Origin of the sequence: Streptomyces sp. SID3212 (assembly GCF_009865405.1) — a bacterium.
GTDB lineage: Bacteria > Actinomycetota > Actinomycetes > Streptomycetales > Streptomycetaceae > Streptomyces.
The window spans coordinates 1-16,045 of the sequence record NZ_WWJY01000720.1 but is presented as its reverse complement, the minus strand read 5'-3'; the positions used below and the strand labels follow the sequence as shown (position 1 = coordinate 16,045).

General features: G+C 72.1%; 15 protein-coding genes and 1 riboswitch. Of the genes, 12 read left to right on the top strand and 3 right to left on the bottom strand.

The features are described 5' to 3' along the window. Positions 1-256: 256 nt before the first annotated feature. Positions 257-387, top strand: a riboswitch (FMN riboswitch). A 182-nt stretch (positions 388-569) separates the two neighbouring features. From ribD to GT042_RS21620, 10 genes are all read left to right on the top strand, one after another. Next, the gene (gene ribD, locus GT042_RS21665) at positions 570-1,730 is read left to right on the top strand and encodes a bifunctional diaminohydroxyphosphoribosylaminopyrimidine deaminase/5-amino-6-(5-phosphoribosylamino)uracil reductase RibD (protein WP_161310387.1); all 1,161 of its coding nucleotides are present in this window, start codon (positions 570-572) and stop codon (positions 1,728-1,730) included. Then, the gene (locus GT042_RS21660; RefSeq protein WP_161310386.1) at positions 1,731-2,339 is read left to right on the top strand and encodes a riboflavin synthase; all 609 of its coding nucleotides are present in this window, start codon (positions 1,731-1,733) and stop codon (positions 2,337-2,339) included. After that, entirely contained in the window at positions 2,336-2,986 is a 651-nt protein-coding gene (locus tag GT042_RS21655; protein ID WP_161310385.1) for a nicotinamide mononucleotide transporter family protein, read from the top strand. Before GT042_RS21660 ends, GT042_RS21655 begins: the two co-directional genes overlap by 4 nt. Beyond that, positions 2,983-4,281 carry a bifunctional 3,4-dihydroxy-2-butanone-4-phosphate synthase/GTP cyclohydrolase II gene (locus tag GT042_RS21650; protein WP_161310384.1) on the top strand — a complete coding sequence of 433 codons (1,299 nt, stop codon included), beginning with the start codon at positions 2,983-2,985 and terminating at the stop codon, positions 4,279-4,281. Before GT042_RS21655 ends, GT042_RS21650 begins: the two co-directional genes overlap by 4 nt. A gap of 66 nt (positions 4,282-4,347) precedes the next feature. Beyond that, complete coding sequence (gene ribH / locus GT042_RS21645; RefSeq protein WP_161310383.1) at positions 4,348-4,833, top strand: 6,7-dimethyl-8-ribityllumazine synthase; 486 nt, start codon at positions 4,348-4,350, stop codon at positions 4,831-4,833. A 34-nt stretch (positions 4,834-4,867) separates the two neighbouring features. Next, positions 4,868-5,140 carry a phosphoribosyl-ATP diphosphatase gene (locus tag GT042_RS21640; protein ID WP_161310382.1) on the top strand — a complete coding sequence of 91 codons (273 nt, stop codon included), beginning with the start codon at positions 4,868-4,870 and terminating at the stop codon, positions 5,138-5,140. Between the two features lie 77 nt (positions 5,141-5,217). After that, positions 5,218-6,066 carry an ATP phosphoribosyltransferase gene (gene hisG / locus GT042_RS21635; RefSeq protein WP_161310381.1) on the top strand — a complete coding sequence of 283 codons (849 nt, stop codon included), beginning with the start codon at positions 5,218-5,220 and terminating at the stop codon, positions 6,064-6,066. Between the two features lie 66 nt (positions 6,067-6,132). After that, positions 6,133-6,651 carry a PH domain-containing protein gene (locus GT042_RS21630; protein WP_161310380.1) on the top strand — a complete coding sequence of 173 codons (519 nt, stop codon included), beginning with the start codon at positions 6,133-6,135 and terminating at the stop codon, positions 6,649-6,651. Positions 6,652-6,836: 185 nt separating this feature from the next. Continuing rightward, positions 6,837-8,402, top strand: coding sequence for a hemolysin family protein (locus GT042_RS21625; protein WP_161310379.1), 1,566 nt, complete (start codon positions 6,837-6,839; stop codon positions 8,400-8,402). Next, complete coding sequence (locus tag GT042_RS21620) at positions 8,399-9,454, top strand: hemolysin family protein (protein WP_161310378.1); 1,056 nt, start codon at positions 8,399-8,401, stop codon at positions 9,452-9,454. The genes GT042_RS21625 and GT042_RS21620 overlap by 4 nt, the downstream gene beginning before the upstream one ends. 94 nt (positions 9,455-9,548) lie before the next feature. On the opposite strand, the gene GT042_RS21615 is transcribed toward GT042_RS21620, so the two are convergent. Then, the gene (locus GT042_RS21615) at positions 9,549-11,459 is read right to left on the bottom strand and encodes an AAA family ATPase (protein WP_161310377.1); all 1,911 of its coding nucleotides are present in this window, start codon (positions 11,457-11,459) and stop codon (positions 9,549-9,551) included. A 383-nt stretch (positions 11,460-11,842) separates the two neighbouring features. Further along, complete coding sequence (locus tag GT042_RS21610) at positions 11,843-12,451, bottom strand: hypothetical protein (RefSeq protein ID WP_161310376.1); 609 nt, start codon at positions 12,449-12,451, stop codon at positions 11,843-11,845. A 231-nt stretch (positions 12,452-12,682) separates the two neighbouring features. Here GT042_RS21610 and GT042_RS21605 point away from each other — a divergent pair, with 231 nt between their 5' ends. Next, the gene (locus GT042_RS21605; protein WP_161310375.1) at positions 12,683-14,032 is read left to right on the top strand and encodes a peptidase C39 family protein; all 1,350 of its coding nucleotides are present in this window, start codon (positions 12,683-12,685) and stop codon (positions 14,030-14,032) included. 123 nt (positions 14,033-14,155) lie between these two features. Next, a complete protein-coding gene (locus GT042_RS21600; RefSeq protein ID WP_161310374.1) occupies positions 14,156-14,881 on the top strand; it encodes a TetR/AcrR family transcriptional regulator in 726 nt (241 codons plus the stop codon). A 12-nt stretch (positions 14,882-14,893) separates the two neighbouring features. Here GT042_RS21600 and GT042_RS21595 read toward each other — a convergent pair. Next, on the bottom strand, positions 14,894-16,045 hold a 1,152-nt coding region (locus tag GT042_RS21595), incomplete at its 5' end, for a glycoside hydrolase family 18 protein (RefSeq protein WP_161310373.1).

The window sequence follows — 16,045 nt, the reverse complement described above, 5'->3', positions numbered from 1 at the left end:
GATGGCCGACCCGATGCGCCGACAACGCGCCGATCGGCCCGCGTGCCGATCACCGGCATGTCCGCCGACTGCGCGCCGCCCCCCGCCGACCGATGGCCGACCCGATCCGCCGACAACACGGCGACCCCGCGTCGGCCGAACCGACAGTCCTGCCCTGGCCGATCGGTGACCATGCGCTGACCGTCTGTGAGCCAGCACACAGAGGTCACCCGGTTGGCCGACGATCAGGCGTGGCACACTGTTTCTGTACCAGAAGCAGCGCACTCCGGGGTCGGTGTAATTCCGAACCGGCGGTTATAGTCCGCGACCCGTCCGCAGCCAGCGGCCGGTTGACCAGGTGAGATTCCTGGACCGACGGTGAAAGTCCGGATGGGAGGCAGTGCGCGGCGGGCCATGATCGGGTATGCCGCCGTCGGCGGTTCGTCCTCGGACGAGCCGGTTCGCCGGCCCTGGCGCCCCCGAATGTGTTCCGTTTTCTCTGTCGTCATCGACAGGCCCCGGAGTCCGTGCCCCAGAGGCAGGAGGACCCGGTGGCAACGGAAGCCGAAGCGGTGACCGACGCGGACGCGATGCGTCGCGCGATCACGCTCGCCGCCCTCGGACTCGGCTCCACCAGCCCGAACCCGGTCGTCGGATGCGTGATTCTCGACGCCTCGGGACGGCTCGCGGGCGAGGGGTTCCACCGGCGGGCCGGCGGCCCGCACGCCGAGATCCACGCCCTGCGCGCGGCAGGTGAGCGCGCCCGGGGCGGCACGGCGTACGTCACCCTCGAACCCTGCGACCACACCGGCCGTACGGGCCCCTGCTCCCAGGCACTCGTCGACGCGGGCGTCGCCCGGGTCCTGTACGCGGTCGCCGACCCCGACCCCCGGGCCGGGGGAGGCGCCGGCACCCTGCGCGCGGCCGGGGTCACGGTCGAGCGGGGGCTGCTCGAGGAGGAGACCGAGGCGGGCAACACCGCCTGGCTGACCTCCGTACGGCTCGGCCGCCCCCACGTCCTGTGGAAGTACGCGGCCACCCTCGACGGCCGCATCGCCGCCGCAGACTCCACCAGCCGCTGGATCACCTCCCCCGAGGCCCGCGCCGACGTCCACCGGCTGCGCGCCGAGGCCGACGCCGTCGTGGTCGGCTCGGGCACCGCCCGCACCGACGACCCGCACCTCGCGGTCCGGGGCATCGAGGGCGCCGTACAGCCGCTGCGTGTCGTGGTCGACACCGAGGCCACCGCCGTACGACCGGGCGCGCGGATCGTGGATTCCGCCGCGCCCACCCTGATCGCCGTCGCCGAGGACGCCGACCTGGGCGGGCGGGGGCACCTCAAGGACGTCGTACGGCTGCCCCGCGCCGCCCGCGGTCTCGACATCCCCGCCCTGCTTGCCGCGCTGCACGAACGCGGGGTCCGCTCCGTCCTCCTCGAAGGCGGCCCGGCGCTGGCCGGTTCGTTCGTCGCCGCGGGCGCCGTCGACAAAGTTGTCGGCTACCTGGCCCCGGTCCTCCTGGGCGCCGGACCCACCGCCCTCGGGGACGCCGGAATCACCACGCTCGCGCGGGCGTTGCGACTCCGCATGACGGAGAGCACACGGATCGGCGCGGACCTGCGCGTCACCGCCGTCCCCGACCGCACCGTCCCAGACGCCGCCGTCCCAGACACCACCGTCCACGACAGTGCCGTCGCCGACACCTTCACCCCCGTGCCCGCCACCCCGGGCACCGCCAAGAAGGAGCACTGAGTGTTCACCGGAATCGTCGAAGAACTGGGTGAGGTCACCGCCGTCGAGAATCTCGGCGACGCCTCCCGCTTCACGCTGCGCGGCCCCGTCGTCACCGACGGCGCCAAGCACGGCGACTCCATCGCCGTGAACGGTGTCTGTCTGACCGTGGTCGACCTGGACGGGGGCGCGTTCACCGCCGACGTGATGGCCGAGACCCTCGACCGCTCCAGCCTCGGCGCGCTCGCCGTCGGCTCCCCGGTGAACCTCGAACGCCCCATGGCTGTCGGCGGCCGGCTCGGCGGGCACATCGTCCAGGGCCATGTCGACGGCACCGGCACGGTCGTCGCACGCGAGGTCTCCGAGCACTGGGAGATCGTCAAGGTCGCGCTCCCCGCGCACCTCACCAAGTACGTCGTGGAGAAGGGCTCCATCACCGTGGACGGCGTCAGCCTCACGGTCGTGGACGCGGGACCCGACTACTTCACCATCAGCCTCATCCCCACCACCCTCGCGCTGACCACCCTCGGCCACAAGGGACCCGGCGACCCGGTCAACCTCGAGGTCGACGTCATCGCGAAGTACGTGGAGCGCCTGCTCGGCGCCCGATCCGGGGAGCCCGTCCAGTGAGCGCCCTGACCTGGCTGAACGGCGAGGCCTTCACCGCCGTCGGGCAGCACATCCTGTGGTCCGACATGATCGGCAACACCATCGGCCTGGGCGCGCTCGCGCTCGGCTGGCGGCGCTCGATCTGGACCTGGCCCGCCCAGTTCCTGTCCGGCGTCATCCTGGTCGGCGCCTACGCCTCCGCGGACCTCAGCGGCGGAGTCGGCAAACAACTCCTCGTCATCGGTGTGGCGTTGTGGGGCTGGCGGCTGTGGCAGCGCGGCCGGCGGCAGGCGCAGGACGGCACCGTCGCCGTCCGTTTCGCCACCTGGCGGGAGCGCGCCGCCCTGCTCGGCGGCACCGCCCTGGGCACGCTCGCCGTCGGCGGCCTCTTCACCGCCTTCCCCGACCTCTCCTGGAACCCGTGGCCCGACGCGTACATCTTCGTGGGCACGCTCGCCGCGATGATCGCGCAGGCGCGCGGCCTGGTGGAGTTCTGGTTCGCCTGGCTCCTGGTCGACCTCGTCGGCGTCCCCCTCGCGTTCAGCAGCGGGCTCGCCTTCTCCGGTCTCGTCTACGTGATCTACCTCGCCCTCGTCCTGTGGGGGATGCGCGACTGGTGGCTGCGCTCCAGGGCCGGCGCCGTCTCTCTGGAAGGAGCAGCAGCATGACCACCACCGCACTGCCCACCTGGTACTCCACCGACAACGCCGAGGACTTCGCCCTCGACCCGGTGGAACAGGCCATCCGCGACATCGCCGCCGGACGGCCCGTCGTCGTCGTGGACGACGAGGACCGGGAGAACGAGGGCGACCTCGTCATCGCGGCCGAGAAGGCCACCCCGGAGATCATCGCCTTCATGATGAGCGAGTGCCGCGGCCTGATCTGCGCCCCCATGGAGGGGGACGAACTGGACCGGCTCGCCCTGCCGCAGATGGTGGACCACAACACCGAGTCGATGGGCACCGCGTTCACCGTCTCCGTGGACGCGGGCCCCGCCCACGGCGTCACCACCGGCATCTCCGCCGCCGACCGGGCCACCACGCTCCAGCTGCTCGCGGGCGGCACGGCGGGCCCCGCCGACTTCGTACGGCCCGGACACGTCTTCCCGCTGCGCGCCAAGGAAGGCGGGGTGCTGGTACGCAACGGTCACACCGAGGCCGCCGTCGACCTGGCCCGGCTGGCCGGACTGCGCCCCGCCGGGGCCATCGTGGAGATCGCGGGCGAGGACGGCGTGATGCTGCGCCTGCCCGACCTCGTGCCGTTCGCCCGCAAGCACGGCCTGACGATCATCTCCATCGAGGACCTGATCGCGTACCGCCGTACGACCGAGCCGGCCGTCCGCCGCGAGGCGAAGGTCCATCTGCCCACCGCCTCCGGCGACTTCACGGCGTACGGCTACCGCTCGGTCGCCGACGGCGTCGAGCACCTCGCCCTCGTCCACGGCGAGATCGGCGACGGCGAGGACGTGCTCGTGCGCGTCCACTCCGAGTGCCTCACCGGCGACATCTTCGGCTCGCTGCGCTGCGACTGCGGCCCCCAGCTCCAGGCCTCCATGGACCGGATCACCGAGGCGGGACGCGGAGTCGTGGTCTACCTGCGCGGCCACGAGGGCCGGGGGATCGGCCTGCTGTCCAAGCTGCGCGCGTACGAACTCCAGGAGCGCGGCCGGGACACTCTCGACGCCAACCTCGAACTGGGCCTGCCCGCCGACGCGCGGGACTACGCGGCCGGCGCGCGGATCCTGGACGACCTCGGCGTGCGCAGCCTGCGGCTGATGACCAACAACCCCGACAAGACGTCGGCGCTGGTACGACACGGGCTCACCGTCACCGGCCGCGAGCCGATGCCCGTCCAGGCCGGCGAGCACAACCTCCGCTACCTGCGCACCAAGCGGGACCGGATGGGGCACGACCTGCCGTGGCTGGATCCGGCCGTGGCCGTGTCCGCCTGCGGCAACCAGTAGGACACGTACGCGTACGACCCCTGCGTCCACCCGTGACCAGGCACAGAACGAGCTTCGAGGAGAGACGTGAGCGGCAAGGGCGCACCCGAACTGAGTGTGAAGAACTGCGGTGACCTCAGGGTCGCCGTGATCGCGGCGCAGTGGCACCAGAAGGTCATGGACGGACTGGTCGACGGCGCCCTGCGCGCCCTGCGGGAACTGGGCATCGACGAGCCGACCCTGCTGCGCGTGCCCGGCAGCTTCGAACTGCCCGTCGTGGCCAAGGTCCTGGCGGACCGCGGCTACGACGCCGTGGTCGCGCTCGGCGTCGTCATCCGGGGCGGCACCCCCCACTTCGAGTACGTGTGCCAGGGCGTCACGCAGGGCCTCACCCAGGTCTCCATCGACACCGGCGTCCCCATCGGATTCGGGGTGCTGACCTGCGACACCGAGGACCAGGCCCTCGACCGGGCGGGCCTCCCGGAGTCGAACGAGGACAAGGGCCACGAGGCGGTGACGGCCGCCGTCGCCACCGCGACCGTCCTCCGAACTGTGGCCGAACCCTGGCGTTGAGAGACGGGACGGGCCGCGTAAAGTGGGCGCCACCATGTCGAAGAAGACGTTCGAGGAGCTGTTCACCGAGCTCCAGCAGAAGGCCGCCAACGGCGACCCCGCCACCTCACGCACCGCCGAGCTGGTGGAAAAAGGCGTGCACGCCATCGGGAAGAAGGTCGTCGAAGAGGCGGCCGAGGTGTGGATGGCCGCGGAGTACGAGGGCAAGGAGGCCGCCGCCGAGGAGATCTCCCAACTCCTCTACCACGTCCAGGTGATGATGGTGGCGCGCGGCATCTCCCTCGACGACGTGTACGCCCATCTCTGAGCCGTACCGCCGCACGCCCCCGACCGGATCACCAGGCCCCGTACCACCCGCCCCTCCGCACAAAGGAATCGGACCCCATGCTGCGCATCGCCATCCCCAACAAAGGCTCCCTCTCCGGACCTGCGTCGGCGATGCTCCATGAGGCCGGCTACCAGCAGCGCAAGGAGTCCAAGGAACTGGTCCTGGTCGACCCGGAGAACGCGGTCGAGTTCTTCTACCTCCGCCCCCGCGACATCGCGATCTACGTCAGCTCGGGCCGGCTCGACATCGGCATCACCGGCCGGGACCTGCTGCTGGACTCCGGCGCGAGCGCGGAGGAGATCCTGCCGCTCGGCTTCGCCCGCTCCACGTTCCGCTACGCCACCAGGCCCGGTACGGCCGACGGGGTCGCGGAGTTCGGCGGCATGACCGTCGCCACCTCCTACGAGGGAATCGTCGCCAAGCACCTCGCGGACAACGGCGTCGACGCCTCCGTCGTCCACCTGGACGGCGCGGTCGAGACCGCGATCGAACTGGGCGTCGCCCAGATCATCGCGGACGTGGTCGAGACCGGTACGTCCCTGCGCAACGCGGGCCTGGAGGTCATCGGCGAGCCGATCATGACCTCCGAGGCGATCGTCATCCGCCGCACCGGCGCGGACTCCGAGTCGCCCAAGGTGCAGCAGTTCCTGCGCCGCCTCCAGGGCGTCCTGGTGGCCCGCAGCTACGTGATGATGGACTACGACTGCCGCGCCGAGCACCTGGAGCGCGCCGTCGCCCTTACACCCGGCCTGGAGTCGCCGACCGTCTCCCCGCTGCACAACGAGGGCTGGGTCGCGGTCCGCGCCATGGTCCCCGCCAAGGAGGCGCAGCGGATCATGGACGATCTGTACGAGCTGGGCGCCCGCGCGATCCTCACCACCGCCATCCACGCCTGCCGCCTCTGAGACCGGCCCGTTCCCGCCGGCCCGTTCCGCCAGGCCCCGACGCCACCTCTGGAAGACCGAAACGCCATGTCAGTGCTGCCCGTGCTCCCCGTCACCTTCCGGGCCACCCGTACCCGGATCGTGCTCCTCAGCGTCGGCGCGGTGATGTTCGCGGTCATCTCCGTCATCGGCATGACGCTGGAGCAGCTGAATCCGGGGGAGCGGCTGAGCTTCATCGTCACCGCCGCCCTCTTCTTCGGGGTGCTCGCGCTCCTGAGCCGCCCGAAGGTCGTCGCCGACGCCGAGGGGGTGACCGTGGTGAATCTCACCCGGACCCGCCGCCTGGCCTGGGCGGAGATCCTGCGGGTCAATCTGCGCACCGGCGACCCGTGGGTCTTCCTCGACCTCAGCGACGGCAGCAGCCTGCCCGTCCTGGCCATCCAGCCCGGTGTCGCCAAGGAACACGCCATCCGGGACGCGCGCGCCCTGCGCGCCCTCGCGGAGTCCCACGGCACCGGAACCGACACCCGGGACACCGCGCCGCACGGCCCCGGGACCGGTCCCGGAGGCGCCGGTTCCGGTGACGCCGGAAGCCACAACGGCTGAGCCCCTGCCCTCCACGCCCCTGTCTTGATTACTCTGGTGCGTGGCGGCGCCGAAGTGCGCCGCGCCCCGCATCCGACGGCCGTGTCCGGCCCGTGGGGCATCCTGCGACCCGAGGAGTGACTCCCTCCAGCAATGGACGGATCATCCGGTAGTACCTGCGCCGCCCCCTTCGACGAGGCGGCGGCATGACCCTCTCCCTTCTGCTGCTCGCCGCAGCATTCCTTCTCATCCTCGCCAACGGCTTCTTCGTGGCGGCCGAGTTCGGCCTCGTCACCGTGGACCGGCCGGACGCCGAGCGCGCCGCCGCCGCGGGCGACCGGCGGGCCCGTACCGTCGTCAAGGCACTCGGCGAGCTGTCGTTCCAGCTCTCCGGCACCCAGCTCGGCATCACCATCACGTCCCTGGTCGTCGGCATGCTCGCCGAACCGGCCCTGGCCCACCTGCTCGACGGGCCGCTGACCGCGACCGGGCTGCCCGACGGCGCCGTCTCCGGGATCTCGGTGGTGGTGGGCATGCTGCTCGCCTCCGCCGTTCAGATGGTGATCGGCGAACTCGTCCCCAAGAACTGGGCGGTGTCCCGGCCGCTCCAGGTGGCCCGGTTCGTCGCCGGACCGCAGCATCTCTTCTCCACCGCGTTCCGGCCGGTGATCACCCTGCTCAACACCGTCGCCAACCGCCTCGTCCGGATGCTGGGCGTGGAACCGACGGACGAGCTCGCCTCGGCCCGTACCCCCGGCGAGCTGGTCTCGCTGGCCCGGCACTCGGCCCAGGCGGGCACGCTCGAACAGGACACCGCCGACCTGTTCGTACGGACCCTGTCCCTCGGCCGGCTCACCGCGCAGCACGTGATGACACCGCGCGTGAAGGTCAGCGCCCTCCAGTCGGACGCGACCGCCGCCGATGTCCTCAACCTCACCCGGGCCACCGGCCTGTCCCGCTTCCCGGTCTACCGGGAGCGCATCGACGAGATCGTCGGCATGGTGCACCTCAAGGACGCGCTGGCCGTGCCCCGCGACGAGCGGGCGCGTACGGAGGCCGGGCGCATCGCCGTCCCGGCGCTGCTGGTCCCCGAGACGCTGCCCGTCCAGCAGCTGCTGGAACGGCTCCGCAGCGAACAGCCCATAGCCGTCGTGGTCGACGAGTACGGCGGTACGGCCGGGGTCGTCACCCTGGAGGACATCATCGAGGAGCTCGTCGGCGAGGTCAGGGACGAGCACGACGCCGAGGGCGACGGGCGGCCGGAACTGGCCCCTGTCGCCGCCGAGGACGGCAGGCCCGCCTGGGAGGCCGACGGCAGCGCCCGTGTCCTCACCCTGCGGCGCATCGGCCTGGACGTGCCCGACGGCCCGTACGAGACGCTGGCGGGCCTGGTCGCCGATCTGCTGGGCCGTATCCCCGCTCCCGGGGACCGGGCCGAGCTGCCCGGCTGGCGGCTCTCCGTGCGGCGGGTGGACCGCTACCGGGCCGAGCGGGTGCGGCTGGTCCGTACCGGTGACGTACCGGCGGAGGCGTACGCGGACACCTCGAAGGATCTCGCGGCCGACGCGCCCGCCTCCCGGCCCGCCGGATCCCGTACCGGCGGACCCGCGAAGGTCGCGGTGGGCGTGGCCGGTGACGGTCCGTCCGGCGGCGCGCACGACGACCTGCCGGGCCTGGTCGCCCAGGACTCCGGCCGCGTGGCCCAGGACTCCGGCCGGGCCGCCCAGGACGCCTCCACGGACACCCCCGCGATGGCGGAGGGCTCCCGATGAGCGTCCTGCAACTCGGCCTCGCCGTGCTCCTCGTCCTGGCCAACGGGTTCTTCGTCGGCGCCGAGTTCGCCCTCGTCTCCGTACGCCGCAGCCAGATCGAGCCGCACGCCGCCCTCGGCTCCGCCCGGGCCCGGCAGGTGCTGCACGGCCTGGAGAACCTTCCGCAGATGATGGCGGCGGCGCAGTTCGGCATCACCGTCTGCTCCCTGACGCTCGGCGCGGTCGCCGAGCCGACGGTGGCGCGGCTGCTGGAGCCGCTGTTCCACGCGGTCCGCGTGCCCGAGGGGCTGATCCATCCGCTGGGCTTCGTCATCGCCCTGGCCCTGGTGGTCTTCCTGCACCTGGTCATCGGGGAGATGGTCCCGAAGAACCTCGCCATGGCCGCCCCGGAGAAGACCGCGCTCTGGCTCAGCCCCGGCCTCGTCGGCTTCGCCCGGCTCTGCCGCCCGGTCACGGCCGCGCTGGGCGCCTGCGCCCGGCTGGTCCTGCGGGCGTTCCGGGTCGAGCCCAAGGACGAGGTGGAGGCGGTCTTCACCAGTGAGCAGCTCAACCGCCTCGTCGAGGACTCCGGCCAGGCGGGGCTGCTCGACGCGGAGGCGCAGGAGCGCCTGGAGGACGCGCTGGAGCTGGGCAGCCGCCCGGTCACCGACGTCCTGCTCGCGCGCGCGTCGCTGGTGACGGTGACGCCCGCCGTCACCCCGCGCGAGATCGAGGAGCTGACCGTACGGACCGGCTTCTCGCGCTTCCCGGTGTGCGCGGAGGGCAACGCGGCCTTCATGGGCTACCTCCACGTCAAGGACGTCCTCGACCTGGAGGCGGACGAGCGGGCCGTACCGCAGCACGTGTGGCGGCCCATGGCGACCCTGCGGGCGGAGCTGCCGCTGGACGACGCCCTCACCGTGATGCGCCGTGCGGCCACGCACCTCGCGCAGGTCGCGGACGCGTCCGGGCGGGTGCTCGGGCTGGTGGCGCTGGAGGACGTGCTGGAGATGCTGGTCGGTGAGGTACGGGACCCGTCCCACCGGGAGAACAACCAGGCGCTGGCACTCTGATCCGCTGGCGCTCTGATCCGGCGCGCCTCCTGGAGAGTGATCGAGGGCCGACCCCCATGGGGCCGGCCCTCGGTCGTGCGGCGTTGCGGCCGGCTCAGGGCCCCGGCGGCTCCTGCGGGCCCCGGCTCGCCGGACCCCGCCCCGACAGCACCTCGCCGTACGCCTGCATCAGGTCGGGCAGCCGCAGCGTCGCCAGGTCGTCACGCCCCGGGGTGCCGCTGTACCCGGACAGCCGCAGATCGCGGTACGCGCAGCTCTTCTCGTACAGCGTCCTGAGGAAGCGCCCGTTGCCCAGCTCGTCGATCCAGCCCTGGTCCACGACGTGCGCGCTGATCGAGCGCAGCTCGTCCACCGACTCCTCGTCCCAGGCGTCGCCGTTCTCCGCCGCCAGGACCTGGCCGATGGCGGTCAGCTCCGGCGGGCGGTAGCTGGGGAAGTCGACCCGGCTGGTGAAGCGGGACGAGAGGCCGGGATTGGTGGCGAGCAGCCGGTCCATGCCCTCCGGGTAGCCCGCCAGGATCACCACGAGATGGTCGCGGCTGTCCTCGGCGCGCTTGAGCAGCACCTGGAGCGCCTCGTCGCCGTAGGCGTCACCCTTGCTGTAACCCGTGTTGGCGAGGCTGTACGCCTCGTCCACGAACAGCACCCCGCCGATCGCCGAGTCGATCAGATCGTTCGCCTTGACCGCCGTCTGGCCGAGGAACTCACCCACCAGGTCGGCCCGCTGCGCCTCCACGAGATGATCCCCGCCGAGCAGCCCGAGCGCGTAGAAGACCCGGCCCAGGATGCGGGCGACGGTGGTCTTGCCGGTGCCGGAGGGGCCCGAGAAGACGAAGTGACGCTTCGGCGGCTGGACGGGCAGTCCCTCACCGGCCCGCAGCCGCGCCATGTTGAGCTGCGCCGAGAGCGCCTTGACCTGCCGCTTGACCGGTTCCAGGCCGACCATCCGCTCCAGCTCGGCCAGGGCGCTCGCCAGCAGCACCGGATCGGTGGGGCCCGCCGGGAAGCGCGGGGGAGCGGGCTGTACGGGCAGCGGGACCTTCTCCCGTACCCCGTCGAAATTGTCGGGCGCGGGATCCGCGGGGCCACCGCCGCCGCCCAGCAGCGGCTGCGGTTCCCCGCCGAGGCGTGCGTCGGGGACGGGCGGGGCCTCGGGATCGCCCTGCGCGTCCAGCGCCTCCTGGCCGAAGCCCGCCAGCGCCACCGAGGCGAGCCCGCCCGGGTCGTCGGCGCCCTCGTACCCGTCCTGTTCCGTGATCGCCGCGAGCCGGGCGGCCGTGTCCATGAAGGACGGGTCGAGCCGGTGCACGGCGCGGTAGAGCGGTAAGGCGGCGGCGCTGCGGCCGGTGCCCTCGTGGGCGCGCGCCAGCCAGTAGCGCAGCTCCTTGCGCTGCGGCTGTTCGCTGCGGCAGCGCATCAGCGCCGTGGCCAGCAGCGGCTCCGCCTGCGTGAACATCTCCAGCCTGACCCGGGCCATGCCGCCGAACAGGCCCGCCTCGATGCCCAGGAGGGTGTCGTCGACGAGTGGTTCGGTGTGGCGGACCAGCTCGTCCCAGTCCTTGACCAGGTACGCGCGGCACGCGTGCAGGAACCGCACCTGCGGATCGGCGTTCACGGGCGGCAGGCCGGCGAGCGCCCGGTCCAGTTCTGGTACGTGCCGGCCGTCCAGCCAGTGCGAGGCGTGCGCGAGGAGCAGGTCCCGGCCGCTCTCCAGCACCGGTTGCACCCACCAGCCCAGCCAGTACCAGGAGTTGAGCGTACGGCGGTGGTGGGCGCGCTGCTCGCCGAAGCGGTCGCGGTGGCGGTACATCCGGAGCAGGGCCGTCGTGGTGTCGACGCGCAGCGCGTGCAGCCCCAGCCAGCCGTCGGCCATTCCGGGATCCAGCCGTACGGCGGTCCTGAATTCCTCCTCCGCCTGCGGATACGCGCCCATGGTGTACGCGTCCACGCCACGTACCCAGGCGAGGTCGGCCGGGGCGTGCGTGCCCTGCGTGCCGATATCCATCAGGTCCCCCACAAACCGTGCACCCATGATGTCCCGCCGGGCGGGAGCCCGTCGGCAGCGTGCCGAACCACCTTGTCGCGGACGGGAATTGACCGCACCGAGATGCATCGTACCTGCGCAGGGGGTACGGGACTAAGGGTGCCGTGCGTCGCGAGGGTGCGGTGACCGACGGTGAGCGCGGGATGCGGCGCGGGGGCCGGGACGGGGTGAAAGGGGCAGAACGAAGCCCCCGATCACGGGGGAACAACCGGGGGCTTCGCGTCTGCGGCGGCTCCGAAAAGCCGCACATTAAGAACGTAAGACCTGTCCCACCCGTCGGTCAAGCGGAGTTGGAGCACACGCCGGGCCGACGGCCGACTGCCCGGTACGGGGGCCGGAACTGATCACGTTGGGTGAGGGGCCGGTTCGGTTCCCGCTGCCGCGGGCGGCGCGGAACACACCACGTACCCCTCCCGTACCTCCCGTACCAGCGCGTCGGCGAACGGCCGTGAGGGATCCGCGGTGAAATGGCTGGTCTCCGCCACCGTCCAGCCGTCCCAGAACCGGGTCTGCGCCGGTCCGTCGCGCCGGCGCCCCCGGCGCCAGGACTCCTCGGCGCCCCGGTCCATCCACAGCAGCCGGGCGAGATGCGGCCGCAGGGCCCGGCGCCCGGCCCCGACCCCCTCGATCAGGACGACGGGGGCCGGTGCCAGGAGGCGGGGCGCGCCGAAGCGGCGCAGGGTCCAGTCGTACGGCGCGTAGCGCGCGCTCGTCCCGCGCGCGAGGGGGTCGATCACCTGATCGAGGAGCCGGGGCAGCCACGCGAACAGCTCCTCGTGGGTCGCCAGGTCGTCGAGGCGCAGGACGGGCGCGCCGCCGAGCGCGTCCGCGAGGCGGGTGGCGAAGGTGCTCTTCCCGGAGCCCGCGTGGCCGTCGACCGCCACCAGCCGTACGGGACCGCAGGAGGGCGGCAGGGCGCGCAGGGCGGCGGCCACATCCGTCAGATCGTCCATCCGCCCAGCCTACGAGGGGTGGGGGCGGTGGCCGGGCGCCCGGTGGTCCCGCAGGTCATGCCACTGGTCAGGACCAATATTGCTCGCGCCACGCGGGCCGAATCGCTGGCAGAAGGCCGCCGGGAGCCTGGATAGTTGACGACGGCCGAGCAGCCGTCCCTTCCCCCCTCTCCCCCTCCCCGCTCTTTCCCCCCTCTTCAGCTCTTCTGCCGTCGACCGGAGGTCCCCCCTGTGACCCGTCCCACCTCCCGCAGAACCGTACTGGCCGCCGTGCTCGCGTCCGCCGCGTCCGCCACCGTGGTCTCCGCCGTCCCCGCCGCCGCCCTGTCCGCCCCCCGGGCCGAGCCGCTGGTGGACAACTCCTTCTGGACCTCGTACTCCGACTGGCGCGCGGGCGAGGCCCAGGGCACCCGCGCCGTGCCCGGCGCCCGGCCGTCCCTCGTGATCGGGTCCCCCACGGGCCGTACGGACTACGCCGATCCGCACACCGGGCTGACCACCGCCTGGGAGTACGGGACGTGGACCTCGCCGGTCCACCGTCCGGCCGTCCCCGCCACCGAACTCGTCGCCTCCTGGAACGCCAGGACACCGGCCGGCACCTGGATCCAGATCGAGCTGCGGGGCGACTACTCCGACAGGACCAGGACCCCGTGGTACGTCCTCGGCCGCTGGACCTCCGGCGACGGCCCCGACGACATCCGGCGTACCTCCGTCGACGGCCAGACCGACGGGCGCAGCAGCGTCTGGACCGACACCTTCGCCGTGGACGACGCGGCGAGCGGGCTGCGCCTGGCCTCGTACCAGCTGCGGCTCACCCTGTACCGCAGGCCGGGCACCCGGCTCACCCCGACCGTGCACCGGCTCGGCGCGATGGCGTCCGACATCCCCGACCGGTTCACCGTGCCGGCCTCCACGCCGGGCCCGGCGCGGGAGCTGACCGTGCCGCGCTACTCGCAGAACACCCATGCCGGGCAGTACCCCGAGTACGACAACGGCGGCGAGGCGTGGTGCAGCCCCACCTCCTCGCAGATGATCATCGAGTACTGGGGGCGGAAGCCCACCGCCGAGGATCTCGCCTGGGTCGACCCCGCCTTCGCGGACCCGCAGGTCTGCCACGCGGCCCGGTACACGTTCGACCACCAGTACGACGGGTGCGGCAACTGGCCCTTCAACGCCGCCTACGCCGCCACGTACCGGGATCTGAACTCGGCGGTCACCCGGCTCGGTTCGCTGACCGACGTGGAGAACCTGGTCCGCGCCGGCATCCCCGTCATCACCTCGCAGTCGTTCCTCCAGAAGGAGCTGACCGGTGCGGGGTACGGCACGGCGGGACACCTGATGACCGTGATCGGCTTCACGGAGTCCGGGGACGTGATCGCCAACGACCCCGCCTCGCCCGACAACAACGCGGTACGGCGGGTGTACCGCAGGGCCGAGTGGGAGACCATCTGGCTCAGGACCAAGCGCTACAACGCGGCGGGGAACGTCACCTCGGGGACCGGCGGCGTCTGTTACGTGTACTGGCCCGCCGACCCCGGCACGGCCCAGCGGCACGCCCTGCGCGCGGTCGGACTGCTCTGACGGGAGGCCAGGACCTCTCCGGCCGGAAGCCCCGGCCGCTCCGATCGCACCGGTCTCCGGCCGCCACCGCTGTCTCTGCAATACTGCGGGCATTCTGAGGCAGCCGGAGACCAGGACGCGAACGTGAATCGTAGTCAGCAGCGGGGCGCGTCCGCCCGATCACAGGTGCGACGCTCCGAACTCATCGCCACCGGAAGGAAGTTGTTCGCCGACACCTCGTACGACGCGCTGTCGATGGACGACATCGCCTCGCACGCCGGGGTGGCCAAGGGGCTGATCTACTACTACTTCGAGAACAAGCGCGGCTACTACCTCGCGATCGTCGAGGACGCCGTCACCGAACTCGTCACACTCGCCGCGGGCGGCGCCGAACTCCCGCGCACCCAGCGCGTGCAGCGGACCGTCGAGGCCTATCTGCGCTTCGCCCAGTACAACGAGGCGGCCTACCGCACCGTCATCAACGGCGGCGTGGGCTTCGACACCCAGGTGCAGTCCATCCGGGACGCCGTGCGGACGGGGCTGGTCTCCACGATCGCCGACGGCGCCTACGGACACCACGACATCCCGCCGATCGCCCGGCTCGCGCTGCTGGGCTGGCTGAGCAGTGTCGAGTGGCTCACGCTCGAATGGCTGGCGCACCGCGACACGCTGCCCCGGGAGATCCCGCGCGACCTGCTGGTGCGGATGCTGCGCCACACCCTCAACACGATCGAGGAGTTCGCGCCGGAATGCCCGGCGCCGCCACCCGACCTGGAGTGGCGGCCGTTCACGGGCCTCGACGACCGGCAGGCCGAGAGCCTGCTGGACTCGCCGGACGGGCAGGACGCCCGCCCGCCCGGCGAGGAGTGAGAACCGTCCTGCCTAGTTGATCGCCTTGATCAGCTCACCGTTGGTGGTGTCGCCGCTCAGCTCCCAGAAGAACGTGCCGCCCAGACCCTGCTGGTTCTTGTAGGCCATCTTCCCGGCGATGGTGGCGGGGGTGTCGTAGCTCCACCAGTTGTTGCCGCAGAAGGCGTACGCGGTGCCACCGACCGTACCGTTGGCCGGGCAGCTGGTCTTGAGGACCTTGTAGTCCTCGATGCCCGCCTCGTACTTGCCGGCCGCCGCGCCCGTCGCGGACCCGCCCGGCGCCTTCTGGGTCACACCGGTCCAGCCGCGCCCGTAGAAGCCGATGCCGAGCAGCAGCTTCGAGGCCGGGACGCCGAGGCTCTTGAGCTTGGCGATGGCGGTGTCGGTGGTGAAGCCCTGGGTCGGGATGCCCGCGTAGTTCGTGAGGGGGGAGTGCGGGGCGGTGGGGCCCTGCGCCGCGAACGCGCCGAAGAAGTCGTACGTCATCGGGTTGTACCAGTCGAGGTACTGCGCGGCGCCCGCGTAGTCGGCGGCGTCGATCTTGCCGCCGGGGGTGCCGTCGGCGGTGATGGCGGCGGTGACCAGGTTCGGGGCCTTGAACTGCGTCCGCAGCGCGGAGGCGAGGTTCTTGAAGGCGGCGCGACCGCTCGTGTCACAGGTCAGACCGCAGGAGTTGGGGTACTCCCAGTCGATGTCGATGCCGTCGAAGACATCGGCCCAGCGCGGGTCCTCCACCAGGTCGTAGCAGGACTTCGCGAAGGCGGCCGGGTTCCGCGCCGCCTCGGTGAAGCCGCCGGACCAGGACCAGCCGCCGAACGACCAGATGACCTTCAGGCCGGGGTGCTTCGCCTTGAGCTTGCGCAGCTGGTTGAAGTTGCCGCGCAGCGGCGCGTCCCAGGCGTCGGCCTTGCCGTCCACGCTCTGGTCGGCGGTGTACGCCTTCTCGTAGTCGGCGTACGAGTCGCCGATCACACACTTGCCGCCCGTGACGTTGCCGAAGGCGTAGTTGATGTGCGTGAGCTTGGCGGCGGAACCGGACGTCTCGATGTTCTTGACGTGGTAGTTCCGGTCGTACACACCCCAGTTGGTGAAGTAGCCGACCACCTTGCTGCCGGCCGCCGCCGCTGCCGGAGCGGCGGCCCGCTGGGCCGCCTGCTGCGCGGC

Coding starts and splice junctions, on each gene's coding strand:
- GT042_RS21630 (WP_161310380.1), top strand. CDS start 6,133: ATGTCAGTGCTGCCCGTGCTCCCCGTCACCTTCCGGGCCACCCGTACC.
- GT042_RS21610 (WP_161310376.1), bottom strand. CDS start 12,451: ATGGACGATCTGACGGATGTGGCCGCCGCCCTGCGCGCCCTGCCGCCC.
- ribD (WP_161310387.1), top strand. CDS start 570: ATGCGTCGCGCGATCACGCTCGCCGCCCTCGGACTCGGCTCCACCAGC.
- GT042_RS21640 (WP_161310382.1), top strand. CDS start 4,868: ATGTCGAAGAAGACGTTCGAGGAGCTGTTCACCGAGCTCCAGCAGAAG.
- GT042_RS21650 (WP_161310384.1), top strand. CDS start 2,983: ATGACCACCACCGCACTGCCCACCTGGTACTCCACCGACAACGCCGAG.
- GT042_RS21625 (WP_161310379.1), top strand. CDS start 6,837: ATGACCCTCTCCCTTCTGCTGCTCGCCGCAGCATTCCTTCTCATCCTC.
- GT042_RS21615 (WP_161310377.1), bottom strand. CDS start 11,459: ATGGATATCGGCACGCAGGGCACGCACGCCCCGGCCGACCTCGCCTGG.
- GT042_RS21620 (WP_161310378.1), top strand. CDS start 8,399: ATGAGCGTCCTGCAACTCGGCCTCGCCGTGCTCCTCGTCCTGGCCAAC.
- hisG (WP_161310381.1), top strand. CDS start 5,218: ATGCTGCGCATCGCCATCCCCAACAAAGGCTCCCTCTCCGGACCTGCG.